The organism is Streptomyces sp. NPDC050085 (genome assembly GCF_044460595.1).
Classification (GTDB): Bacteria; Actinomycetota; Actinomycetes; order Streptomycetales; family Streptomycetaceae; genus Streptomyces.
The window spans coordinates 79,451-103,975 of the sequence record NZ_JBITJZ010000005.1; the positions used below are offsets into that span (position 1 = coordinate 79,451).

Here is a 24,525-nt window from a genome sequence, read left to right on the forward strand (position 1 = left end):
GTGCGTGGACGGGGGCGGGGCCGCCCCGGTGCGGGGGGTGCCCCTGGGGGCTGCCCCGACTGCCCCCCCCACCCGCGGGGGGCCCCGCCGGGGTAGCCCGGGGGGGCCCCACTCTCGGTTCAACCGAGCGGTGACACTCGGACTCAGACCGAGCGGAACGCCAGCACCACGTTGTGCCCACCGAAGCCGAACGAGTCGTTCAGCGCGGCGATGCGGCCCTCGACCGGCAGCTTGCGAGCCTCGCCCCGAACGATGTCGGCGGCGGCCTCGGCCTCCGGGTCCAGGTTCTCCACGTTGATGGTCGGCGGAGCGACGCGGTGGTACAGCGCGAGGATGGACGCCACGCTCTCCACGCCACCGGCGCCACCGAGCAGGTGCCCGGTCATCGACTTCGTCGCGGAGACGGCGAAGTGGTCGGTGTCGTCGCCGAACACCTTGCGCAGCGCCTTCAGTTCGGCCACGTCACCGGCGGGCGTCGACGTCGCGTGCGCGTTCACGTGCACGATCTCGGCCGGGTCCAGGTCGGTGTTGTCCAGCAGGTTCTGCAGGGCGTGCGCGATGCCGCGGCCCTCCGGCTCCGGCTGCACGATGTCGTGGCTGTCGGCGGAGATGCCCTGGCCGACGGCCTCCGCGTACACGCGGGCGCCACGCTTGGCGGCGTGCTCGGCCGACTCCAGGACGATGACGCCCGCGCCCTCACCGAGGACGAAGCCGTCACGGGCGACGTCGTAGGGGCGCGAGGCACCCTGCGGGTCGTCGTTGTTCTTGGACATCGCCATCATGTTGCCGAACGCGGCGATGGGCAGCGGGTGGATGGCCGCCTCGGTGCCACCGCAGACGACGACGTCGGCGCGGCCGGTGCGGATCATCTCGATGCCGTAGCCGATGGCCTCGGCGCCCGAGGCACAGGCGGAGACCGGCGTGTGCACACCCGCGCGGGCGTTCACGGCCAGACCCACGTTGGCCGAAGGGCCGTTGGGCATCAGCATCGGCACGGTGTGCGGGGAGACGCGGCGAACGCCCTTCTCCTTCAGCACGTCGTACTGGTCGAGGAGCGTGGTCACGCCGCCGATGCCGGACGCGATGACGGCGCCCAGACGGTCGGGGTCGACAGCCGGGTCCTCGCCCGCCTTGTCGGTGAAACCGGCGTCGGCCCACGCCTCCTTGGCGGCGATCAGCGCGAACTGCGCGGAGCGGTCCAGCTTGCGGGCCTGCGGGCGGGGAATGACCTCGCCCGGCTCCACGGCGACGGGCGCCGCGATACGGACCGCCTGCTCGGCGGCCCACTCCTGCTCGAGGGGCTTGACACCGGAACGTCCGGCGACCAGGCCCTCCCAGGTGGATGTCGCGTCGCCACCCAGCGGTGTGGTTGCGCCGATACCGGTGACGACCACGGTGCGATTGGTCGAGCTCACAGGGATTCTTTCTCCAACGGATGCGAGGGATTCAGCGGCGCCACCGCCGGGTGGCGGAGCGACTGACCTTATGGTCCGAGCCGGGTGGCTCAGGCCTGGTGGTCGAGGATGTACTTCGTGGCGTCGCCGACGGTCTTCAGGTTCTTGACGTCGTCGTCGGGGATCTTGACGTCGAAGCGCTCTTCGGCGGCGACGACGACCTCGACCATGGACAGCGAGTCGACGTCCAGGTCGTCGGTGAAGGACTTGTCCAGCTGGACGTCCTCGGTGGGGATGCCGGCGATCTCGTTCACGATCTCCGCGAGACCGTCGACGATCTCCTTCTCGGTGGCGGCCATGTTGGCGCTCCTTCGGTGTGTATCCAGAGGGTGTGGCACCCGCCGCGGCAGCGGCAGGCTGGTCACAACCGCACGGACCAGGTGATCCGCGCGGAATTGATGCCTAGGGGAGGGTAACGACCGTGGCGGCGTACACGAGACCCGCCCCGAAGCCGATCACGAGCGCGGTGTCGCCGCTCTTCGCCTCGCCGGTCGCCAGGAGCCGCTCCATCGCGAGCGGGATCGAGGCGGCCGAGGTGTTGCCGGTGGTGCGCACGTCACGGGCGACCGTGACGTGCTCCGGCAGTTTCAGAGTCTTCACCATCGAGTCGATGATCCGCTCGTTGGCCTGGTGGGGAATGAAGACATCCAGGTCGTCCGGGCTGATCCCGGCCGCGTCCAGCGCCTGCTGGGCGACCTTCGCCATCTCGAACACGGCCCAGCGGAACACCGCCTGGCCCTCCTGCGTGATTGCAGGGAACTTGACGTTGCCCTCGGAATCCAGGGGCAGCTCGGACACGTCGCCGATCCGGAACCTGTCCCACGGCACGGTCTGCTTGATCGTCCCGGCCTTGTCGCCCTCGGAACCCCACACCGTGGGGCCGATCGCGGGCTCGTTGGCCGGGCCGACGACCACGGCACCGGCACCGTCACCGAACAGGAAGGCCGTCGCGCGGTCCTCCAGGTCGGTCAGGTCCGAGAGTCGCTCCACGCCGATGACCAGCACGTACTCCGCGCTGCCCTCGACGATCATGCCCTTGGCCAGCGTCAGCCCGTAGCCGAAGCCGGCGCAGCCCGCGGAGATGTCGAACGCCGCGGCCTTCTGCGTGCCGAGCTTGTCCGCGATCTCCGTCGCGATGGCCGGCGTCTGCGCGAAGTGCGAGACCGTCGACACGACCACGGCGCCGATCTGCTCGGCCTGGATGCCCGCGTCGGCGATGGCCTTGCCGGATGCCTCGATGGACATCATCGCCACGGTCTCTTCGTCATTGGCCCAGTGGCGGGTGGAGATGCCGGAGCGCGAACGGATCCATTCGTCGGACGAGTCGATCTTCTCGAGGATCACCTCGTTCGGCACGACCCGCGTCGGCCGGTACCCACCGACGCCGAGGATGCGCGCGTACGGTGCACCCTTGCTGGGCTTGATCTTCGACATTCTGCTCGGATCTCCTTGTCAGGCCGTGGCTTCAGCGGACTCGGCGATCAGGGCGCGGGCTGCGTCGAGGTCGTCGGGGGTCTTCAGGGCGAGGGTCTTCACGCCGGGCAGCGCACGCTTGGCGATGCCGGTGAGGGTGCCGCCCGGGCACACCTCGATCAGCGCGGTGACGCCGAGCTCCTGGAACGTCTCCATGCACAGGTCCCAGCGCACCGGGTTCGCGACCTGGCCGACCAGGCGGGCGATCACCTCGGCACCGGTCGAGACGGCCTTGCCGTCCTTGTTCGAGACGTACGTGACCGTGGGGTCGGCCGGGGCCAGCTCCTTGGCGGCCGCCTCCAGCGTCGCCACGGCGGGAGCCATGTGCCGGGTGTGGAACGCACCGGCCACCTTCAGCGGCACCACGCGGCGCACGCCCTCCGGCTTGTCGGCCTCGAGCGCGGCCAGCTCCTCGAGCGTGCCGGCGGCCACGATCTGGCCCGCTCCGTTCACGTTCGCCGGGGTCAGGCCGAGCTTCTCCAGGTGCGCAATGGTGACCTCGGGGTCGCCGCCGAGCAGCGCCGACATACCGGTCTGCGTGATCGCCGCGGCCTCGGCCATGGCCAGACCGCGCTTGCGCACGAGCTGCAGAGCGGAGGCGTCGTCGAGCACACCGGCGAACGCGGCGGCGGTGATCTCACCGACGCTGTGCCCCGCCACGGCACCCGGAGTCACATCGCCGAGGGCCGATGCCGACAGCAGACCGGCAGCGACGAGCAGCGGCTGGGCCACCGCCGTGTCACGGATCGCGTCCGCGTCGGCCTGGGTGCCGTAGTGGGCAAGGTCGAGCCCAAGGGCGTCCGACCACGCGGCGACGCGGTCCGCTGCGCCGGGGAGGTCGAGCCAGGGAGTCAGGAAGCCGGGCGCCTGAGCGCCTTGGCCGGGAGCGACGAGTACGAGCACTCTCACACTCTCTCTTGTGGACGGTGCGGGCCGCCCGTGGGGACAGGGACGAAGAACCGAAGGGGGAATTGTAGGCCCCCGACAAAAGCCTACGACTGGGGATCCGCGTCGGCCAGGCGCCCCAGGATCAGCGCGATGCGCAAGGTGAAAGCGGACCGGACGTCCGACGGCGACCAGCCGGTGACGTCGGTCACACGTCGGAGCCGGTAGCGGACGGTGTTGGGGTGCACGAAGAGCATCCTGGCCGCGCCTTCCAAGCTGCTCGCCTGCTCCAGATAGACGCTCAGCGTCTCCAGAAGAGCCGAGCCCGCTTCCTCCAGCGGTCTGTAGATCTCCTCCACCAACTGCTCTCGCGCGGACGGGTCTCCTGCGATGGCCCGCTCCGGAAGCAGATCGTCCGCCAGAACCGGACGCGGAGCGTCCTGCCACGCCCCGCACGCCTTCAGCCCGGCGGCCGCTGCCTGGGCGGACCGCGTGGCGGCGAGCAGGTCGGGAACGACGGGCCCCGCGACCACGGGCCCGGCCGCGAACGGCCCGATCAGCGACTTGGCGACAGCCAGCGGATTGTCGCTGCCACCTGCGATGACGACCAGCCGGTCACCGAGCACACCGGTCAGCACCTGAAGCTTGGCGTGGCGTGAGGCCCGCCGGATCGCCTCCACGGTCAGCTCGCTGTCGCCGTCGGGCGCGGTGCCGAGCACGACGCACACATGCTCCGGCGAGTTCCAGCCGAGCGCTGCGGCCCGGCTGACCGCGCCCTCGTCGGCCTCGCCCGACAGCACGGCATTGACGACGAGCGACTCCAGCCGCGCGTCCCACGCACCCCGCGCCTCCGCCGCCTGCGCGTACACCTGGGCCGTCGCGAACGCGATCTCCCGCGCGTACACGAGCAGTGCCTCGCGCAGCACGCTCTCGTCACCGGGTGCGGCCACCTCGTCGATGGCCGACTCCATGACCTCGATGGTCGTGCGCACCATCTCCACGGTCTGGCGCAAGGTGATCGCCCGCGTCAGCTCCCGCGGTGCGGTGCCGAACACATCCGTCGAGATGGCCTGCGGAGCGTCCGGGTGCCGGAACCACTCGGTGAACGCGGCGATGCCCGCCTGCGCCACCAACCCGATCCACGACCGGTTCTCCGGCGGCATGGCCCGGTACCAGGACAGCGTCTCGTCCATGCGCGTGATCGCCTGCGCGGCCAGCGCCCCGGATGACTTCTCCAGACGCTTCAGGGTCGCCGAGTGCGGGTGAGGGGCCGCGTGGACATCCGGGCGGAGGTCCGCCGGTTCGTTCGCTGAGGGCTGCGCTGATTCCGATTGGGGCACGGGGACAAGACTGCCTTATCGGGACGGCTCAGCGGAGTGGAGGGTCCGAGGTGACCCCGGCGGACGGCTGGAAACGACGGCTACCGTGTACCGCGTGATTGATGTACGTCGCTCCGGCGACCGCTATCCCGGAGGCGAACCCGAGGCCGGGATCGAGTCCTTCCACGCCTTCTCCTTCGGCCCGCACTACGACCCGGACAACCTGCGCTTCGGCGCGATCCTGGCCTGCAACGAGGAGCACTTGGCGCCCGGCGCAGGCTTCGACGAACACCCCCACAGCCACACCGAGATCGTCACCTGGGTCGTCACCGGCGAACTCACCCACCGCGACTCCACCGGCCACGTGTCCGTCGTGCGCCCCGGCGATGTGCAGCGCCTCAGCTCCGGCGGCGGCGTCCGTCACGTCGAGCGCAACGACGCCACCGAGCCCCTCACCTTCATCCAGATGTGGCTGGCACCCCGCGACCCCGGCGGCGACCCCGCGTACGAAGTGGTCCACGGCATCGCCGACTCGACCCCGTACGACGTCCCCGCGGCGGGCGCGATGCTCCATGTGCGACGTCTGGCCGCGGGCGAGCGCACGGAGCTGCCCACGGCCCCGTACGTCTACCTCCATGTGGTGCACGGCGAAGTGCGGCTGCACGACACGGAGTTGGGGCCGGGCGACGCCGCCCGCCTCACCGAGGAAGCCGGCCCCGAGGTGCTGGCGACGACGGCCGCGCAGCTATTGGTGTGGGAGATGAGCGGCTGAGCGGGGCGGGTGATGGGGGAGTGTGCGGTGGTCGCGGCGCGTGTTGGGGGACATGAGCGGTGGTCGCGGCGCGTCAGACTTCGGCGCGTCTGGCCATGCCCCTCCATGATCGACTGCGACTGCGACTGCGACGGCCGGGATTGTGGCGGCTGGCGATCGCGACTGCGGTTGGCGCCAATGCCCCCGGGCTGCGCTCCGGCCCGCGCTCCGGTCGGGCCCCTGCCTAGGCCTCGGTCAGGCTCCGGCCGAGCCTTTGCCCAGGCCCCGCCGGGTCTTTGCTCAGGCCCCCGCTCGGATTTCCGCGAGCACGGCGTCGGTGAACGGTGGCCACACCTCGGCCGCCCACGGCCCGAACGCCCGGTCCGTCAGCGCGACACACGCCACCCCGGCATCCGGATCCACCCACAGGAACGTGCCGGACTGCCCGAAGTGCCCGAACGTCCGCGGCGAGGACGAACTGCCCGTCCAGTGCGGCGACTTGTGGTCCCGGATCTCGAAACCGAGCCCCCAGTCGTTCGGGTTCTGGTGTCCGTACCCCGGCAACACGCCCTTGGTCCCCGGGTACTGCACCGTCATCGCCTCGGCCACCGTCCGCGGGTCGAGCAGCCGAGGGGCCTGCACCTCTGCGGCGAACCGCACCAGATCGTCCACCGTGGACACCCCGTCCTTGGCGGGCGACCCGTCCAGGGTCGTCGCGGTCATCCCGAGGGGTTCGAGCACGGCCTGCCGCAGATACTCGGCGAAGGGAATGTCCGTGGCCTTCGCCAGGTGGTCCCCGAGCACCTCGAAGCCCGCGTTCGAGTACAGCCGCCGCGTCCCCGGCTCCGACGTCGTCCGGTGTTCGTCGAAGGCGAGCCCGCTGGTGTGGGCCAGCAGGTGCCGGACGGTCGACCCCTGGGGGCCGGCCGGCTCGTCCAGCTCGATCGCGCCTTCCTCGTACGCGACGAGTGCCGCGTACGCCGCGAGCGGCTTCGTGACCGAGGCCAGCGGGAAACGGTGGGCCGTGGGGCCGTGCACCCCCAGCACCGTGCCGTCCGCACGGACGACGGCTGCTGCGGCGGTCGGGACCGGCCAGTTCTCGATCAAGGCGAGGCTCTGCATGCGTACGAGCCTAGAGCGTCAGCCTCATCGAGGGCGCGGGGGTGCGGGCGAACCCGAGCGAGGCGTACAACGGCTCGCCCTGCGCCGTGGCATGCAGATCGATCCGGCGCACATCACGCTGCCGGAACCAGTCCAACAGCGCCTCCATGCAGGCACGCGAGTAGCCCTGCCGCCGGTGCTGCGGGTCGGTGCACACATTGAAGACGTGCCCCGACGTGCCGGAGGGATTGCCCGGACTGCCCAGACTGTGGTTGATCGTGCCCGTCGCGCAGGCAGCGAGCCTTCCCCGATCCGTGGGGGAGTCGATCACGAAGGCCGCCAACTCGCCGTCCGGATCGGAGAGATGGGCCCGCAGCGCCTCGGTCGTGACCGGCTGCCAGCTCACATCGGAACTGGGGCTCATGGAGTCGAGCATGATCTTGCGCAGGCGGACCAGCTCTGGGGCGTCCTCGGGGACGGCACGACGGACGAGCGACATGATCCACACCGTAACGGGGGCTGCTCGGCCGTCGCCAGGAATTCCCGGGGAGGTGCTTGCTTGGAGCGCACTCCAAGGTTCTAGCGTGGGGGCATGACGGTGATGGAGACCACGCCCGCACTCACCCGCACCAAGGTCGATGCCTGCGCCACGGCGCCGAGCGCCCATCCGCGCCCGGACGGCCAGGACCGCTACACGATCAGTGAGGTCGTCGCCTTCACCGGGCTGACCGCGCACACCCTGCGCTGGTACGAGCGGATCGGTCTGATGCCGGATGTCGACCGCTCGCACACCGGCCAGCGCCGTTACAACAACCGCGACCTGGACTGGCTGGCCTTCGTCGGCAAGCTGCGGCTCACCGGCATGCCGGTCGCCCACATGGTCCGCTACGCCGAACTCGTCCGCCTGGGCGAGCACACCTTCGAGGAGCGCCGGGAACTCCTCGAGTCGACCCGTCGCGACGTCCTGAACCGGATGGCCGAGCTCCAGGACACCCTGGCCGTGCTCGACCACAAGATCAACTTCTACGCGGGCGCCCAGTAGGCGTCAGGAGGGGCTGAACCGCATGACCAGCACAGAACACCCGCCGCAGGCGCACGAACAGCGCATATCCACTGTTGAGTTGGGAAGCAACGGGCCCGTGGTGGGCTTGCAGGGGCTCGGCTGCATGGGCATGAGCTTCGCCTACGGTCCGACGGACGCCGACGAGGCGCGGGCCACCCTGGAGCGGGCCCTGGAACTCGGTGTCACCCTGTACGACACCGCCGACGCCTACGGTTCCGGTGAGAACGAGAAGTTCCTTGCTCCTTTCGTCAAAGCGCATCGTGACGAGGTCGTCCTGGCGACCAAGTTCGCCCTCGGCTTCGATCCGAACGACCCGACGAAGCGCATCATCAACAACGACCCCACGTACATTCGGACCTGCATCGACGCCAGCCTCCAGCGCCTGGGCGTCGACTCGATCGACCTGTACTACATGCACCGCCGGGACCCGAAGGTGCCCATCGAGGAGACGGTCGGTGTCATGGCCGAACTCGTCGCCGCCGGCAAGGTCAAGCACCTCGGCCTGAGCGAGGTCACCGCCGACGAACTCCGTGCTGCCCAGGCGGTCCACCCGATCGCGGCCGTCCAGTCCGAGTGGTCGCTGTTCAGCCGCGACATCGAACGGTCGGTCGTCCCGGCCGCCGCGGAACTGGGCGTAGCGCTCGTCCCGTACTCCCCGCTCGGCCGCGGCTTCCTCACCGGCGCCTTCGTGAGCGCCGAGAAGGAACTGTCCGAGAACGACTTCCGCCGCCAGCAGCCCCGGTTCACCGGAGACAACGCCGAGGCCAACGCCGCCCTCCTCGCCCCGATCCGCCAGGTCGCCGGCGCGCACGGCGCCACGCTCGGCCAGATCGCCCTGGCCTGGGTGCAGCAGCAGGCGGGAGCTTTCGGTCTCGCCGTCGTCCCGATTCCCGGCACCCGCAGGCGCAGCCGCGTCGAGGAGAACGCGGCCGCCACCCGCATCACCCTGACCGGCGACGAGCTGGCGCTGCTCGAACCGATCGCCTCCCAGGTGTCCGGTGACCGCTACGCCGACATGGCCTTCACCTCGGCGGGCCGCGAGTAGCCGCAGGACCGGTGTCCCGGCGGCCAACCGCCGCCGGGCGCCCGGCTCCTGGAGCCTGCCCGGCACCCTCCTGCCACCTCACGCCAGCCCCAGGGCGAACACCGTGAACCCGGCGGCCAGCACCCCGGCCAGTGCCCGGCGTCCCCGACTCGCCTGCTTCCAGGGCAATTCGAAGCCTCGCGCGTAGCGACCTATCAGGGCCAGCAGCCCCGCGAACAGTGGAAGCCACGACAGACGGGCCGCTATCCAGCCGAGGGTGTCGGGGCCGGTGGTCAGGCCCGGTATCGCCCCGGTGAACGACGCGGGGACCGCCGCCGCGAGCATCGCTGTCTGGTGCCAGCACAGGATCGTCATCGCGGACAGATTGATCACTACGACCGGCGCCCACAGTGCGGGCCGGCGCAGCAGACGGCCCATCCGGTTCCGCAGCAGGATCGCGGCGCCGCTCTGCGCGGCCGCCAGGGCGAGGACCAGCAGCGACGGAGGGTGGGAGTTCGTCCGGTCCTGGCCCGGTACCCCGACCATCGACGCCGGGTAGTGAAAGGCGAGCAGGAGCGCCGAGAACAGGGCGCTCCCTCCGAGGAGCAGAACCCATGCGCCGCGCCTGCCCAGTCGCTTCTCGCCCCAGCAGACGCCGAGTTGGTAGGCGAACATCCAGCCCGGCAGCAGATTCAGCAGACTCAGCCAGGACGGCATGGCCGAGGCGAACGGCCCGTACCGAAGGAAGTCGATGAGCGCGACCGCGCCGAGGAGCGGTGCGGCGGCCCACGCGCCGAGCCGGCGAGCGGTCCGTATGCACCAGGGTGTGAGTGCAGTGATCACGGTGTAGACGCCGACGAACCAGAGGGGCTGTATCACCAGCGTGGCGCCGGTCCGCAACGTCGTCCCCGGCACTCCCAGCGCGTAGAGCACAGGGATCATCGCCGCCCAGACCGCTGTCACGCCCAGGACCGGGCGGCCGAGCCGAGCCACTCGGCCGCGCAGCCATCCTGCCGTCGACGTACCGCGCTCCTGTGCCCGCCGGTACGACAGCGCTGATGCGTACCCGCCGACCAGGAAGAACACCCCCAGCATCTGCAGCACCCAGCTCAGGGGCGCGAAGAAGCCGAAGGAGGACAGCGGACTCGCGTTGTGCAGGGCCCCCTGGCCGTCCAGGGTGAATCCCCCGAGGAGCCAGTGCCCGGTCGGGACGGCGAGCAGCGCCAGAGCACGCAGCCCGTCCACCGCCCGGTCCCGGTGGGCCGGGGTCTTCGCGTCGATCGCGGTCACGGCCGAGGTGGCAGAGGCCCGCAAAGTGGCGAGGGTCATGAGGTCGCTCCGGTGGCGATGTCGGTGAAGGCGCGCAGCGAGTCCGTGCCGGGCGCGAAGTAGCCGGTGTGGCCCTCGGCGTCCTCGGCCGGCACTCGCCGTGCCCCGAAGGAAGGATCGGCGGGGTCGGCGCCGTGCCCGAGGCCGAGCAGTTCGACATGGGGGACCTTGGAGATCCAGTCGCTGTCGTCCCGCGCCGCCCAGACCCGTGCGCGGGTGTGCAGATCCGCCACGCTGTCGGCGCGCAGTCCGGGGGAGCCGAGCACCACCAGGTCCGACGCGGGCAGTCGAGAGGCGGCGAGGCCGCACACCACCGATCCGTAGCTGTGGCAGAAGACGGCCGGGTGCGGCGTGCCCGCAGCGATGAGGCCCTGGACGAACCGGATCAGGCGCGGCGCCCCCGCCTCGGCGAGCCGGCCCGTGGCAGCATCCGGGCCGAGGCCCACCGGTGTGGTGTACCCCACCCACGCCACCACGGCTGTACGCCCGTGCGCTGCTGCCCGGAGGGACTTGGCCATGCCGGCCGGGGTCCCGTACACGTCCTTCGCCCGGTCGTAGGTGCCCAGGTCGATGTCCGAGCCGGGCACGATCACGGACACATGCCGGGCCGTGGTCAAGTCCCCGTATACCTCGGCCACTTGACCACGGCCGCGCGAGTCGAAGGCGAGTATCCGACGGCCGTCGGCGAGCAGATCGGCACAGCGCTCGGCGTGCGCGCTCGCCAGAGCCCGAGCCTGCGGCGTCAGCGTGGTGTCGTGCGCATCGGCGAGGGCCCGGGTGCGCTCGGAGCGCAACGTCCGCGCGTTCGCCTCGTAGCGCAAGGGGATCGGGGCGCCGTCCAGATTGCCGACGACCGACGGGTGCCGGGCGGCCAGCTCGTGCTGCGCCGCCGCGCTCAACCCGCGGAAGAAGTCGGCCACTTGGGCCGGACTCGCCGTCGCGGGGTCGGGCAGTCTGGTCCCCAGTGTCCCGTCCGCCCGCCAGGACGAGGTGCCCGGCGGCGGGCCGGTCAGGGGGTGCTGCTCGTGACTTGACGCCCAGCCCGCAGTGCCCGCGATGACGGTCGTCGTGAGTGCGGCGGCGACCAGGGTGCGGCGACCGCGTCGTTTCCAAGAACCCAGGCCCATCGCCCGTCTCCCCTCCATCAGTTGGCGTGACGAGGGGAAGGTAGGAAGTCGGCCTCGGTCGGCACGTCACACTACGGAGCCAACTCGCGGCTGATACTGGGGTATCCGCACCTCATACCGCAGTAGGGGGTGACCAGGACGCGCGTCGCTGGCCTCGCAAAACGCCGTGGTACCAAGGGAGTTGTCCAGGCGCTGCCACCCCGGTGCGCGCGGAGAAAGGCAGGGAAACCCGTACTGGGGTAGCAGGCGTCACTGCTCGCCGGGCGAGACAAGACCGGATTCGTACGCGAAGATCACGGCCTGCGCGCGGTCGCGCAGCCCCAACTTCGCGAGCACACGGCCGATATGGGTCTTCACCGTCTGCTCGGCCAGGACAAGCTTCTGCGCGATCTCCTGGTTCGACAGGCCGCGCGCGATCAGCTCGAGGACTTCCAACTCGCGCGGCGTGAGACCGTTGAGCTGTGGGGAACGGTCCCTGCGCGTCGGCCGGGTCCTGGCGAAGTCCTCGATGAGCCGCTTGGTGACGGTGGGCGCGAGCAGTGCCTCGCCGGCCGCCACGACCCGTACTGCCGAGATCAGATCGGCGGGCGGCGCGTCCTTCAGCAGGAACCCGGACGCGCCTGCCCGCAGCGCGGCGTACACATAGTCGTCCACGTCGAACGTGGTGAGCATCAGCACCTTGGGCCGGTGCACCACTCCCGGCGGCGGATCCAGCAGTTCGCGGGTCGCTGCCAGCCCGTCCATCTCGGGCATCCGCACGTCCATGAGGACCACATCGGGATGGGTGGACCGGCACACGTCGACGCCCTGCTTGCCGTCCGGGGCCTCGCCCACGACGTCGATGTCGCTCTGCGCCGACAGCAGCGCGGCGAAGCCCGCCCGCACCATGCTCTGGTCGTCGACGATGATCACGCGAATGGTCATGCGTGCCGAATTCCTTTACGCCGTGGGGGAGTCAGGGACCGTCAACGGGAGTCGGGCCGCGACGCGGAAGCCTCCGTCGGGCAGCGGCCCCACGTCCAGCGTGCCGCCGAGCAACCGTACGCGCTCGCGCATCCCTATCAGGCCGTGCCCCGTGCCGGCGGTCTCCAGGCGCGAAACCGGCTTCCTGGGCGGGCCGTTGACCACGAGTACGAGCAGCGCGTCGTCGTCCAGGTCGACCGAGATCCGGGCCAGCGCGCCGGGGGCGTGCCGCACCACGTTGGCCAGGGCCTCCTGCACGATGCGATACGCGGAGAGATCGACCGCGGGCGGGGCGTGGGCCAGTATCCCGACGAGCGCCACCTCCGGGTACGACAGGTCTGTCGGCACGCCGCCCCGAACCGTCGCCTCCACCAGTTGCCGCAGATGCGCGAGGCCCGGCTGAGGTGCCAGATCGCCCTGAGATCCCTCACTGCGCAGCACGGCCAGCAGGCGGCGCATCTCGGTCAGCGAGTCGCGCGCGCCCGCGGCGATGGATGCGAACTCCTCGCGCGCCTCGCCGGACAGGCCCTGCAGACGGTAGGGCGCGGAGTCCGCCTGCACGGTGATCACGGACATGTGGTGGGCCACGACGTCGTGCAACTCCCGGGCGATCCTGGCCCGTTCCTCCAGGAGCGTGCGGCGGGTGCGCTCGGCCTCGCTGATCGTCGCCTGCTCGACGAGCTTGCGCCGGGTCTCGCCCCGCTCCCGCAACAACGCACCCAGCAGCAGCACGCCCCCGCTCAGGACGATGAGCAGAACTCCCGTGTCCTGACTGGTCTTGTCACGGAACACGCCGAGGACGATGCTCGCGACGACGGTCACCAGCCAGATGGTGATGAGGGTGCGGCGGCTCTCTCTGAGGGCCAGAGCGATGCACAACGCCACATAGCCCACGACGACCATGGGCGTCCACGGCGAAGGAAGGTGTGCGTCTCCCTGGAACAGGGGAAGCGTGCCCAGCACGACAGCGACGATGGTGATGCACCACGCGGCCAGCGGACGGCTGACCGCGAGGAGCAGCGGAGCGGACTGGGCGACACCGATGGCTCCGGCGAGACCGCCGTCCACTCCGTAGTCGTGCGACAGCACCTGCGTCGTCACCGGGATGAGCACCGCTACGAAACTCAGCGCGACGAGGTACGGCAGCAGCCGCATCCAGCGCTTGGGCGCCTGGGCGAGCAGCGGCTCGGTCCGGTCGCCGCCTACGGCGATCGTGAGCGCCGAACCAGCGGCCGCCAGCCTGTCGCCCACGCTCCGCAGTCGGCGACCCCGCGCCCTGGACATGGGCTGTCGCCCCGCTCGCCCGGATTCCTCGTCCGGTGAGCGGGGGGCCTGATCGGGTGGGGGAGGTGCAGTGCTCATCGCCAGATCAGCCTAGGCAATGGACCCGGCGCGCGCCGTCATACCGAGGTGCTCAACCGCACCTCATACCCAGGTATCACAGGCCCCGCGCGCCAGGCGGTCACAGTTCCGCGAGCAGCTCGGCCTTCTTCGTCGAGAACTCGTCGTCCGTGACCAGGCCCGCTTGGTGCAGCTCGCCGAGGTGACGGATGCGCTCGGCGATGTCCGCGGGGTCGCGGCGCCCCGAAGCGGCCGATTCGACGCGAGGCTGCCCGGCAGCCGAAGGCGCCGGATTCCTGGCCCGCACGGCGGCCAGTACCGAGGCGGCGAAAGGCAGCGACTCGTGCACCGGCCCGTAGCCGAGCCCGAAGACCACCGCCGCCGGATCCTGGTCCGCCTGCCCCGGCTGCTCGTCGGCGGTGTCGCGGTGCAGCAGACGCAGATGCCCCTCGAACAGCTCGGGCGAGCGCCACTCCACACCGCTGAGTTCCGCGACCGGAAACGTTTTGTCCCCGGCCTTCCACTTCGCGGACGAAGCACCGGTCCAGAACCAGCGGAACGAAACCGAGGCGCCGTCGAAGGAGGCCTTACCGTCGTACGCCTTGAAGTGCAGCGGGGCCTCGGGCGGTGCCACCAGGTAGCTGTCGGGACGGAGGTCCGCGTCCAAGCCGGTATTGGTGCGGAGCATTCCGCGCAGCTCGTCCGCGTAGTACTCGGCGAGCGTCTCGCGCTCGGCGGGCAGCACCAGGCGGTAAGGGTCGCTGCCGTCCTTGAGCTGTCCTGCCGCCGCGTCCATCAGCGGATCGGCGCCCGGCCGCGGGACGGCGTGCAGCACCACGGTCCCGCGCTTTCCGGGCGTGAGCGTCACCGCCGCGATCGCTTCCAGAGGGATGCGGCGTTCGCCGAGCGCCTGGAGGAGCTTCGGCGTGCGGATCCCCCGTTCGAAGCGGATGAGCACGGAGTCGGACTCGAACTCCCAGGCGGCATGAAATCCGGCCAGTACGTCACCCATGCGGCTCATCGTATGCGGCACGCGCGCCTCCGTCGCCTGTTGCGTCAGACCGCTGTATCGCCGATTTCTACGCGCGTCAGGTCGATGCACCGCCGGAAAAACCCTCCCGACAGTCCTGGTCCGAGTCCGCACACCGCACCGATCGGTACGAGCCAGTCCCGATCTCGGCGAAGTTGCTGAGGCTGTCGGTGCCCGGTTCGAAGTAACCGGTGTGACCCTTGGCATCCACCGAGGAGACGACACGGGCACCGAAACCGGAGGAGACGGGGTCGGCGCCGTGCCCGAGACCGCCCACCTCCATGTGCGGCACGTCCTGGATCCAGTCGTCCTTGTCCCGCATGGCCCACACGCGCGCGTGGGTGCCGAGCCCGGAAGCACTGTCGGCGCGCATCCCGGGACTGCCGGCCACAGCGATGTCGCTGACCCGCGCGGGCAGCTCGTGCGCCGCGACACCGCACACCACCGAGCCGTAGCTGTGGCAGTACAGGGCGACGGGGGAATCGCCGGGCAGACCCCGCAGCATGGCGTTGAGCCGGACCGCGCCGTCGTCGGCGCGCATGGACGTGGCGGCGTCCACGCCGAGACCGTTCGGGGCCGTGTAGTCGGCCCAGGCGATGACCGCGGTGCGGGTACGCGGACTCGCCGAGCGTTCGGCGGCGTACAGCGAACGTGCCATGCCCACGGGGGCCGAGTACTTGCGGAACGTGCGCTGGAAGGTCAGCACGTTCGTGTCGACGCCCGGCACCACGACGGAGACGCGCTGCGCCTTGTCGAGGTCGCCGAAGACCTCGGCGACCCTGCCGTTGCCCATGGGGTCGAAGGCGAGGATCTTGCGGTCGGGGTTCATCAGGAGCGCGAAGCGCTTCATGCGCTGCCCGGCGTCGTCGTGGCCGACGGCTGACAGGCGGTTGTCGTGCATCCGCTTGGCCTCGACGGCGCGGGCCTGATCGAGCGCGATCCGGTTCGCGCGGTAGCGCAGGTCGACCGGTGCACCGTTCATGTTGCCGACCGCGAGCGGGTAGCGGGCAGCGAGTCGGCTGCGCTCGTGCGGGGTCAGCGAGGCGAAGAAGTGCGCGAGGCGGGTGGGGGATTCGTCGGGCGCGGGCAGTGCGTGTCCGTGCAGGCTGCCGTGCTCCCATGCGGTGAGCGCGGCCTGGAGCGGCGAGGTGACGCCTCGGTGGTGACGCACCGCGGTCCAGCCGGTGGTCGCCAGCATGACGAACACGACGGCCAGAGCGAGCAGTGCGCGCCAGACGCTGAGTGGGGGGGACGAGTCGAAGGAAGTCACTGCGGAACACCCTAGGAGAAGCGCACGGGGCTCCGGACCTCGGGTGAGGCAGATCACGTTTCCAGGGGGGTATTTGGTTAAAAGTGGACGTAGTTGAAGTCAAGCCTTCACGCTACGTAGGGGATGAGAGCGCCCCACGCGCGCGGGGGTGCGACCCGGATCACACGCAGGCGCCTACGTCGCTCACGCCGGGTCGGGGCGCCAGTGCTCACCCAGGGCCGGCTTCAGATGGTCGAGGTGGGACTCGGTGAGCGCGCGGATGGCATCGACGCTCGCGTCCCCGCCGGCGCCCCACAGGCGTCCGGTCATCCGCATCACCCCGCTGAACGCAGCCACGGCCACGCGCGGGCGAGGGTCGGTGTCCACGTCGAGCCCCTCTCGCTCGGCGATCGCTCGGGCCACCTCCTCCTCTAGTTCGGCGGAGCGACGCAGATGCACGGCCAGCAGGGACGGGGTCGACTCGATCATCTGGTAGGTGCGCATGTGGAGTTCGACCGGAATCACCTCCGCCACCGAGCGGCTCATGGCCTCCCACGTGCCGAGGACCGTATGGCGCAAGGCCTCGAAGGGGCTTTCCTGCGCCGGGCGTTCACGCAGTGCGGCCACGAAACGGGACTCCGTCATCTCCTGTACGGCGAAGGCGGCCTCTTCCTTGTTCGCGAAGTAGCGGAAGAACGTGCGCTGGGAGACCTCGCAGGCCTCCGTGATCTCGTCGACCGTCGTCCGGTCGAAGCCCTGGGACGTGAAGAGCTCAAGTGCCGAGCGCAGCAAGGCGTTTCGTGTGCGCTGCTTCTTCAGTTCGCGCAGGTTCAATCGGGTCGACATGGTCCTCTTTCTGGCTGCATGCGCAGACCACCGTACTGTGAGCGACGTGACAGTTACCGACTTGTGAAACCCTTTGTCAACTGTCAGGGACTGTCACTAGCCTCGAACGCATGACTAGTCAGACCACTGTCGACAAGACGGACCGGGTTCCGGAGCCCGACCCCGTCCCGGCACCGGCCAAGGGCCTGCGCGGCCACCCCTGGCTGACACTGTTCTCCGTCGCGATCGGCGTGATGATGGTTGCCCTCGACGGCACCATCGTCGCCATTGCCAACCCCGCCATTCAGAAGGACCTCGGCGCGAGCTTCGCCGACGTCCAATGGATCACCAACGGCTACTTCCTCGCCCTTGCGGTCACGCTGATCACCGCGGGCAAGCTCGGCGACCGATTCGGACACCGGCAGACGTTCCTGATAGGCGTGGTCGGCTTCGCCGCTGCGTCCGGAGCCATCGGCCTGTCCGACAGCATTGCGTTCGTCGTGATGTTCCGCGTGTTCCAGGGCCTGTTCGGCGCGCTGCTCATGCCCGCCGCACTCGGCCTGCTGCGCGCCACCTTCCCCGCCGAGAAGCTGAACATGGCGATCGGCATCTGGGGCATGGTGATCGGAGCCTCGACCGCCGGCGGTCCGATCCTCGGCGGACTGCTCGTCCAGCACGTCAGCTGGCAGTCCGTCTTCTTCATCAACGTCCCCGTCGGCGTCATCGCCCTCGTCCTCGGGCTCGTCATCCTCCTCGACCACCGCGCCCAGAACGCGCCGAGGTCCTTCGACGTCGCCGGCATCGCCCTGCTGTCCGGCGCGATGTTCTGCTTGGTCTGGGCGCTCATCAAGGCGCCGACCTGGGGCTGGGGTGACGGCCTGACGTGGACGTTCATCGCCGCGTCGGTGCTGTGCTTCGTTCTCTTCGCGATCTGGGAGACGCGCGTCGCGGAACCGCTCATCCCGCTGGGTCTGTTCCGCTCCGTGCCCCTGTCGGCCGGTGTGGTCCTGATGGTGCTCATGGCCATCGCGTTCATGGGCGGCCTGTTCTTCGTCACCTTCTACCTGCAGAACGTGCACGGCATGAGCCCGGTCAAGAGCGGCCTGCACCTGCTGCCGCTGACCGGGATGATGATCGTCGGCTCGCCGCTGGCGGGCGCGATGATCACGAAGGTCGGTCCGCGGATCCCGCTCGCGGGCGGCATGGCGCTCACCGCCATCGCCATGTACGGGATGTCCACCCTGGACGCCGAGACCGGCAGCGGAATCATGTCCGTCTGGTTCGCCCTGCTGGGCCTCGGTCTGGCGCCCGTGATGGTGGGCGCCACCGAAGTCATCGTGGGCAACGCGCCGATGGAGCTCTCCGGCGTCGCCGGCGGACTCCAGCAGGCCGCCATGCAGATCGGTGGCAGCCTCGGCACCGCCGTCCTCGGCGCGGTGATGGCATCCAAGGTCGACAGCGATCTCGCGGGCAACTGGGCGGACGCGAAGCTTCCCGAACTCTCCGCCGGCCAGCTGGACCAAGCGTCCGAGGCCGTTCAGGTCGGTGCCGCCCCGGTGGCGCCCGGCACGTCGGCCGGGCTCGTCGAGAAGATCACGGGCGTCGCGCACGACACCTTCATCTCCGGCATGAGCCTGGCCTGCCTGGTCGCCTCGGGGGTCGCGGTCGTCGCGGTGTTCGTCGCGCTGCTGACCAAGCGCGGTGCCAACGCCGAGGCGGGAGCGGGTGCCGCGCACATCTGACGACGGACGGACGCTGCCTCGAGAGACCGTCCTCACGTTGCGAACAAGGTGCTGAAACCGCCCTTGTGAGGGAAGCCCCCGGGGAACTATCCGGGGGCTTTCGCTTATCCGAGTGACGTCGCTCGGCAGCCCTTCCCGGAACCGAATCCTCCGGGCCAAAGTGTCAGGCAAGCGATCAGTCGCGACCGCAACTGGTCGATACGACACGGGGGTTGAAGCACATGCGTACATCCATGCCCAGGACCGTTGCCGCAGCCGCACTCGCCGCGGTGGCTCTCACACCCGGCATCGCCGCGGCGGCGTCGCCGCCGACACTCGGCGCCTGCGCGGCGGGGGAGCTGTGTCTGTGGGACAAGGCCGGGTTCAAGGGGCCTCGGCACACCTATGAATTGGCCGGGATCGACATCGAGAGCTGTGTCGCGCTGCCGGAGGGGAGCAGCGCGGCCGCCCTCGCCAACCGCACCGGTCGACCCGTCACCACCTACCAGTCCGCGGAGTGCGCCGAGACCGGGGAGTTCCAGACCTATCCCGGCAGCGGTACGTGGGAGCCCGAATCCCCCTACCGCGCGCGGGCGTTCAAGGTCTGGGAGAGATAGGGGAGAGCAGAGCGTCGTGCGATAGACCGCGGCAGACGGGGGTACCCGAAGCATCGCCCGAGTCCGGACGAACCCAAGAAGTTCCGGACGAACTCAAGGAGTGATGATGGCGGGCTTCGGACACACCACGCGCAAGACCCCTCGATCACGCAGCCGCGCAGGCATGCGGAGCGGGCCGGATCGCGCGTCGCTCGGAATCATCGGGCTCATCTGCGCGATTGCCGGGTTCTTCGTGCTGGGGATCGTGCTGGGACCAGTCGCTCTCCTCTGCGGGTGGCTGGCCATGGGCCGACGCTGGACCGGCACGAAATCGGTGCCGGCCCTCGTCGCCGTCGTCCTCGGCGCGATCGACACTCTGCTGGCAGTCATCTGGCTGATCTCCGCGACCGGCACCGCCGTGGGTGGACTCTTCTGATCGCCACTGATCGCCACTGATCGCCACGTACGAGCGCCTGAGGGTGCCCGGGGTGAGCGTGCACGCCTGACTGACACCCGTGGGCGTCAACTCCACGCGGTCCCGGGCGATTTACCTGTGCTGTCCGCGGACGCACCCGCCTCGGAATGCGGGACGCCCGAATCGTCGGCGGCTGCTGGGTGAGCCGCCACGGTCGTAGCGCCCGCAGCGCCCGAAGCTATCGAGGAGGAGATCGGCGCCGCCGCACCCGGCCTCGGCGTTCCCGCACCCTGCGGTCCCACATCCGGGACGCCCGGCACCGGCCTCGGTCCCTCCGGCGCCGAGGGCTGCCCCGACAGCACCGCCACTTGCGCACGCAGTGCCCGCACCTCGTGTGCGAGCGCCTCGATCGCCTCCGTCTGACGACGCTCCTCCGCGTCGTCCTTGTCGAACCGGGAGATGAACCACGCCGCGATATTGGCGGTGACCACACCGAGCAGTGCGATACCGGACAGCATCAGCCCCACCGCGATCACACGGCCCATGCCCGTCGTGGGTGCGTGATCGCCGTAGCCGACCGTCGTCATGGTGGTGAACGACCACCACACGGCGTCGCCCAGCGTCTTGATGTTGCCTTCCGGAGACTCCCGCTCCACGGAGAGCACAGCCAGTGAGCCGAACATCAACAGGCCCACCACGGCGCCGGCGACGTACGTGGTCAGCCTTATCTGCTCGGCCATCCGTGCCCGGCGGCCCACCAGCAGCAGAGTCGACACCACACGCAGCAGCCGTAGGGGCTGCGCCAGAGGAAGCACCACGGCGAGGAGGTCGAGGGGGTGCGAGCGCACGAAGTGCAGACGGTCCGGCGCAAGGACCAGACGAACGAGGTAATCGAGGGCGAACGCGCCCCAGACGACCCACTCCACGACCAGGCACGCGTCGTTCACCGCCCGCGAGGCGTCCGGGCGGACGATGGGTACCGCGTAGGCGACGGCGAAGGCCAGAGCGAACGCGAGCAGCGGACGTTGCGTGTGCCGCTCCCAACGGATCTGTGCCGGTTGCTCCTTCATGCGCGCATCGTAGGAAAAGCCGGAGGGCGGCGGGACCATCGGCCCCGCCGCCCTCACGAAGACGGGCTGCTACGCGTCGCCCCCGGCCGCGCCCGGATCGGCGGCGGTGACGTCGAGCAACTGGTAGCGGTCGATGGCCTGCTTGAGGACCGAGCGGTCGACCTTGCCCTCACGCGCCAGCTCCGTGAGCACCGCGACCACGACCGACTGGGCGTCGATGTGGAAGAAGCGACGCGCGGCACCACGGGTGTCCGCGAAGCCGAAGCCGTCTGCACCGAGCGACTGGTAGGTACCGGGCACCCAGCGCGAGATCTGGTCGGGCACCGACCGCATCCAGTCAGAAACCGCGACGAACGGACCCTGCGCGCGGGACAGCTTCTGCGTGACGTAGGGCGTGCGCTGCTCCTCTTCGGGGTGCAGCAGATTGTGGCGCTCTACTTCCACTGCTTCGCGGCGCAGTTCGTTCCACGAGGTCGCGGACCACACGTCGGCTCGTACGTCCCACTCCTGAGCCAGGATCTGCTGGGCCTCGAGCGCCCACGGCACAGCGACGCCCGAGGCCATGATCTGGGCCGGGGTCGTGCCCGAAGTGCCGGTGCTGATGCGGTGGATGCCCTTGAGGATGCCCTCGACGTCGACATCGGCCGGTTCCGCGGGGTGCTGGATCGGCTCGTTGTAGACGGTGAGGTAGTAGAAGACGTCCTCGCCCGGCTTGCCGTCGGCCGTCGGGCCGTACATCCGGCGCAGACCGTCCTTGACGATGTGCGCGATCTCGTAGGCGTAGGCCGGGTCGTAGGCGACGCAGCCCGGGTTGGTCGAGGCCAGCAACTGCGAGTGGCCGTCGGCGTGCTGCAGGCCTTCGCCGGTCAGCGTCGTGCGGCCGGCGGTCGCACCGAGGACGAAGCCGCGGGCCAGCTGGTCGGCCATCTGCCAGAACTGGTCGCCGGTGCGCTGGAAGCCGAACATCGAGTAGAAGACGTAGACCGGGATCAGCGGCTCGCCGTGCGTCGCGTACGCGGAGCCCGCGGCGATCAGCGACGCCGTGCAGCCCGCCTCCGAGATGCCGTCGTGCAGCATCTGGCCGGTGGGCGACTCCTTGTAGGCGAGCAGGAGTTCGCGGTCCACGGACTCGTACTGCTGGCCGAGCGGGTTGTAGATCTTCGCACTCGGGAAGAAGGAGTCCATGCCGAAGGTGCGGTACTCGTCGGGCGCGATCAGCACGAAGCGCTTGCCGATCTCCTTGTCCCGCATGAGGTCCTTCAGGAGGCGGACGAACGCCATGGTGGTGGCGATCGACTGCTGGCCGGAGCCCTTCTTCACGCCCGCGTACGTCTTGTCGTCGGGGAGCTGGAGGGGCTTGGCGCGCACGACGCGGGTCGGTACGTAGCCGCCCAGTGCCTTGCGGCGGTCGTGCATGTACTGGATCTCTTCGGAGTTGCGCCCCGGGTGGTAGTACGGCGGGGCGCCGCCCTCCAACTGCGCGTCGGTGATGGGGATGTGCAGCCGGTCGCGGAAGCGCTTGAGGTCGTCGACCGTGAGCTTCTTCATCTGGTGCGTGGCGTTGCGGCCCTCGAAGTTCGGGCCGAGGGTCCAGCCCTTCACGGTCTGCGCCAGGATGACCGTCGGCTGGCCCTTGTGCTCCTTGGCCGCCGTGAACGCTGCGAAGATCTTCTTGTGGTCGTGACCGCCGCGGCCCAGGTGGAGGATCTGGTCGTCGGTCATGTTCTCGACCATCGCGCGCAGGCGGTGGTCGTCGCCGAAGAAGTGCTGGCGGATGTACGAGCCGGGCTCGGTGGCGTAGGTCTGGAACTGGCCGTCGGGCGTGGTGTTCAGCTTGTTGACCAGGACGCCGTCGCGGTCCTGCGCGAGCAGCGGGTCCCAACTGCGGTCCCAGACAAGCTTGATGACGTTCCAGCCGGCGCCGCGGAACTGGGACTCCAGCTCCTGGATGATCTTGCCGTTGCCGCGCACCGGGCCGTCGAGGCGCTGCAGGTTGCAGTTGACGACGAAGGTGAGGTTGTCGAGGCCCTCGCGAGCGGCGATGGAGAGCTGGCCGAGGGACTCGGGCTCGTCCATCTCGCCGTCGCCGAGGAAGGCCCACACCTGCGACTTGGAGGTCTCCGCGATGCCACGGGCCTCCATGTAGCGGTTCATCCGGGCCTGGAAGATCGCGCCGAGGGGGCCGAGGCCCATGGAGACGGTGGGGAACTCCCAGAAGTCCGGCATCAGGCGCGGGTGCGGGTACGAGGACAGGCCGTGGGGCGCCTTCGACTTCTCCTGGCGGAAGGCGTCCAGCTGGTCCTCGCTGAGGCGGTCCAGGAGGTAGGCGCGGGCGTAGATGCCCGGCGAGGCGTGGCCCTGGAAGAAGATCTGGTCGCCGCCGTCGCCCTCGTCCTTGCCGCGGAAGAAGTGGTTGAAGCCCACGTCGTACAGCGAGGCGGAGGAGGCGAAGGTCGCGATGTGGCCGCCGACGCCGATGCCGGGGCGCTGGGCGCGGGACACCATCACCGCGGCGTTCCACCGCGTCGCGTTGAGGACCTTGCGCTCGATCTCCTCGTTGCCGGGGAAGAACGGCTCGTCCTTGGTGGCGATCGTGTTGATGTAGTCCGTGCTGCGCATCTCGGGCACGGCCACGCGCTTCTCGCGGGCCCTCTCGATCAGGCGGAGCATCAGGTAGCGGGCCCGCTCCCGGCCGCGTTCGTCGACGGCGGCGTCAAGGGAGTCGAGCCATTCCTGGGTCTCTTCGGGATCGAAGTCAGGGACCTGGCTGGGAAGACCGCCAATGATGATCGGGTTGCGATCGGATCCGGAAGCCACGCTGTTCCTTCACTGTCGGTGATGCCACTGTTCCACTGTCGGGTACGCCGTTGTCCATCGTGTACCTCGGAATCGGAATCGTCATCTCTACCGAGAGGTAATCGAGGGACATCCCGAGGGCGCACCAGTCGCCGTCGAGCGGTTTCGAACAAATCGCAACGATACGCCCATCTCGCTCACACGTTCCGTGGGGCTGTTCGGCCCCGGTCGAGGTCTGTGCGGGGGCAGTATGGGCAAACCCGGCAGATCGCTGTGGCGTACATCACCGACCTGCGAGAATCCTTGACAGGGGTTGTGGTGGCACGGCCTGGAACGTCACCGTTTCGGCGGTCTCGGCGGCCGGGTACTTGCGCGATCCGTCGCGCACGTGTGGACTACGGCCAACGCTTCGCGCGTGCGCGATGCTGAAGACAACTTCGTAAACATGATCAGGAGGCAATCCGTGAGCGCGACCGCGGACCACGCGGAGACGAACCTTGCCGTAAGGCTGGGTTTCCAGCCCGACATGGTGGTCCAGGAGATCGGCTACGACGACGACGTCGATCAGGAGCTCCGTGAGGCCATTGAGGCCGCTACCAACGCCGAGCTCGTCGACGAGGACTATGACGACGTGGCTGATGCCGTGGTGCTCTGGTTCCGTGAGGACGACGGGGACCTTACTGATGCGCTGGTGGACACCACCACGTACATCGAAGACGGCGGTTACATCCTGCTTCTGACGCCGAAGACCGGGCGTGACGGGTACGTCGAGCCGAGCGAGATCGGCGAGGCCGCCACCACTGCCGGACTCTCGCAGACCAAGGGCGTCAGCGTGGGCAAGGACTGGACCGGGAGCAGGCTGGTGACGCCGAAGACGGCAGCCAAGAAGCGGTAGCCGTCCCGGCGGGAACGGGAAATCCATGTGAGGCCTCTCAGGGCGCTTCTGTGCGCCCTGAGAGGCCTCACCCATGCCCAGGGGCCGCCGCACGTCCT

At 69.7% G+C, this 24,525-nt stretch carries 23 protein-coding genes; 7 read left to right on the plus strand and 16 right to left on the minus strand.

Translation table 11 applies throughout. From position 1 onward, the window contains the following. Positions 1–143: 143 nt before the first annotated feature. The 5 genes from ACIBUY_RS19985 to fasR form a co-directional block, all read right to left on the minus strand. Positions 144–1,415: a beta-ketoacyl-[acyl-carrier-protein] synthase family protein gene (locus ACIBUY_RS19985; protein WP_365561300.1), complete on the minus strand. Its 1,272-nt coding sequence runs from the start codon at positions 1,413–1,415 to the stop codon at positions 144–146. A gap of 89 nt (positions 1,416–1,504) precedes the next feature. Then, a complete protein-coding gene (locus tag ACIBUY_RS19990) occupies positions 1,505–1,753 on the minus strand; it encodes an acyl carrier protein (protein ID WP_111662126.1) in 249 nt (82 codons plus the stop codon). 103 nt (positions 1,754–1,856) lie between these two features. Beyond that, positions 1,857–2,888, minus strand: a complete 1,032-nt coding sequence (locus ACIBUY_RS19995; protein WP_399153227.1) for a ketoacyl-ACP synthase III — start codon at positions 2,886–2,888, stop codon at positions 1,857–1,859. 18 nt (positions 2,889–2,906) lie between these two features. After that, positions 2,907–3,830, minus strand: a complete 924-nt coding sequence (locus tag ACIBUY_RS20000) for an ACP S-malonyltransferase (protein ID WP_365561304.1) — start codon at positions 3,828–3,830, stop codon at positions 2,907–2,909. Between the two features lie 89 nt (positions 3,831–3,919). After that, positions 3,920–5,059 carry a fatty acid biosynthesis transcriptional regulator FasR gene (gene fasR, locus ACIBUY_RS20005; protein ID WP_365561966.1) on the minus strand — a complete coding sequence of 380 codons (1,140 nt, stop codon included), beginning with the start codon at positions 5,057–5,059 and terminating at the stop codon, positions 3,920–3,922. Positions 5,060–5,246: 187 nt separating this feature from the next. Between fasR and ACIBUY_RS20010 the strand changes: the two genes are divergently transcribed. Further along, entirely contained in the window at positions 5,247–5,903 is a 657-nt protein-coding gene (locus ACIBUY_RS20010; RefSeq protein WP_399153228.1) for a pirin family protein, read from the plus strand. A 279-nt stretch (positions 5,904–6,182) separates the two neighbouring features. On the opposite strand, the gene ACIBUY_RS20015 is transcribed toward ACIBUY_RS20010, so the two are convergent. Both ACIBUY_RS20015 and ACIBUY_RS20020 read right to left on the minus strand, forming a co-directional pair. After that, positions 6,183–7,004, minus strand: a complete 822-nt coding sequence (locus tag ACIBUY_RS20015; protein WP_399153229.1) for a serine hydrolase domain-containing protein — start codon at positions 7,002–7,004, stop codon at positions 6,183–6,185. 10 nt (positions 7,005–7,014) lie between these two features. Further along, positions 7,015–7,482 carry a GNAT family N-acetyltransferase gene (locus tag ACIBUY_RS20020; protein ID WP_399153230.1) on the minus strand — a complete coding sequence of 156 codons (468 nt, stop codon included), beginning with the start codon at positions 7,480–7,482 and terminating at the stop codon, positions 7,015–7,017. Between the two features lie 93 nt (positions 7,483–7,575). Here ACIBUY_RS20020 and ACIBUY_RS20025 point away from each other — a divergent pair, with 93 nt between their 5' ends. Then, complete coding sequence (locus tag ACIBUY_RS20025; RefSeq protein ID WP_365561314.1) at positions 7,576–8,025, plus strand: MerR family transcriptional regulator; 450 nt, start codon at positions 7,576–7,578, stop codon at positions 8,023–8,025. Positions 8,026–8,047: 22 nt separating this feature from the next. Further along, on the plus strand, positions 8,048–9,091 hold the full coding sequence (locus ACIBUY_RS20030; RefSeq protein WP_399153231.1) for an aldo/keto reductase: 1,044 nt from the start codon (positions 8,048–8,050) through the stop codon (positions 9,089–9,091). Positions 9,092–9,169: 78 nt separating this feature from the next. Here ACIBUY_RS20030 and ACIBUY_RS20035 read toward each other — a convergent pair whose 3' ends face one another. From ACIBUY_RS20035 to ACIBUY_RS20065, 7 genes are all read right to left on the minus strand, one after another. Then, positions 9,170–10,399: an acyltransferase gene (locus tag ACIBUY_RS20035; protein WP_365561317.1), complete on the minus strand. Its 1,230-nt coding sequence runs from the start codon at positions 10,397–10,399 to the stop codon at positions 9,170–9,172. Beyond that, a complete protein-coding gene (locus ACIBUY_RS20040; protein ID WP_399153232.1) occupies positions 10,396–11,526 on the minus strand; it encodes an alpha/beta hydrolase in 1,131 nt (376 codons plus the stop codon). Before ACIBUY_RS20040 ends, ACIBUY_RS20035 begins: the two co-directional genes overlap by 4 nt. A 249-nt stretch (positions 11,527–11,775) precedes the next feature. After that, entirely contained in the window at positions 11,776–12,450 is a 675-nt protein-coding gene (locus tag ACIBUY_RS20045; RefSeq protein WP_365561321.1) for a response regulator transcription factor, read from the minus strand. Positions 12,451–12,465: 15 nt separating this feature from the next. Next, positions 12,466–13,851 carry a sensor histidine kinase gene (locus tag ACIBUY_RS20050; protein ID WP_399153233.1) on the minus strand — a complete coding sequence of 462 codons (1,386 nt, stop codon included), beginning with the start codon at positions 13,849–13,851 and terminating at the stop codon, positions 12,466–12,468. A 100-nt stretch (positions 13,852–13,951) separates the two neighbouring features. Beyond that, a complete protein-coding gene (locus ACIBUY_RS20055; RefSeq protein WP_365561328.1) occupies positions 13,952–14,842 on the minus strand; it encodes a DUF4429 domain-containing protein in 891 nt (296 codons plus the stop codon). Between the two features lie 76 nt (positions 14,843–14,918). Then, complete coding sequence (locus ACIBUY_RS20060; protein WP_399153234.1) at positions 14,919–16,130, minus strand: alpha/beta hydrolase; 1,212 nt, start codon at positions 16,128–16,130, stop codon at positions 14,919–14,921. A gap of 183 nt (positions 16,131–16,313) precedes the next feature. Then, positions 16,314–16,955 carry a TetR/AcrR family transcriptional regulator gene (locus tag ACIBUY_RS20065; protein WP_399153235.1) on the minus strand — a complete coding sequence of 214 codons (642 nt, stop codon included), beginning with the start codon at positions 16,953–16,955 and terminating at the stop codon, positions 16,314–16,316. Between the two features lie 110 nt (positions 16,956–17,065). Here ACIBUY_RS20065 and ACIBUY_RS20070 point away from each other — a divergent pair, with 110 nt between their 5' ends. The 3 genes from ACIBUY_RS20070 (at position 17,066) to ACIBUY_RS20080 (ending at position 19,687) form a co-directional block, all read left to right on the plus strand. Then, positions 17,066–18,676: an MFS transporter gene (locus ACIBUY_RS20070; RefSeq protein WP_399153236.1), complete on the plus strand. Its 1,611-nt coding sequence runs from the start codon at positions 17,066–17,068 to the stop codon at positions 18,674–18,676. Between the two features lie 221 nt (positions 18,677–18,897). Continuing rightward, positions 18,898–19,272: a peptidase inhibitor family I36 protein gene (locus ACIBUY_RS20075; RefSeq protein ID WP_399153237.1), complete on the plus strand. Its 375-nt coding sequence runs from the start codon at positions 18,898–18,900 to the stop codon at positions 19,270–19,272. A 103-nt stretch (positions 19,273–19,375) separates the two neighbouring features. Then, positions 19,376–19,687, plus strand: a complete 312-nt coding sequence (locus ACIBUY_RS20080; RefSeq protein WP_365561341.1) for a small hydrophobic protein — start codon at positions 19,376–19,378, stop codon at positions 19,685–19,687. An 86-nt stretch (positions 19,688–19,773) separates the two neighbouring features. Here the strand turns inward: ACIBUY_RS20080 and ACIBUY_RS20085 are convergent, their stop codons facing one another. Beyond that, entirely contained in the window at positions 19,774–20,736 is a 963-nt protein-coding gene (locus ACIBUY_RS20085; RefSeq protein ID WP_399153238.1) for a potassium channel family protein, read from the minus strand. Between the two features lie 69 nt (positions 20,737–20,805). Beyond that, positions 20,806–23,553, minus strand: coding sequence for a pyruvate dehydrogenase (acetyl-transferring), homodimeric type (gene aceE / locus ACIBUY_RS20090; protein WP_365561345.1), 2,748 nt, complete (start codon positions 23,551–23,553; stop codon positions 20,806–20,808). Positions 23,554–23,995: 442 nt separating this feature from the next. Here aceE and ACIBUY_RS20095 point away from each other — a divergent pair, with 442 nt between their 5' ends. After that, on the plus strand, positions 23,996–24,427 hold the full coding sequence (locus tag ACIBUY_RS20095) for a DUF3052 domain-containing protein (RefSeq protein ID WP_365561976.1): 432 nt from the start codon (positions 23,996–23,998) through the stop codon (positions 24,425–24,427). Positions 24,428–24,525: the final 98 nt, after the last annotated feature.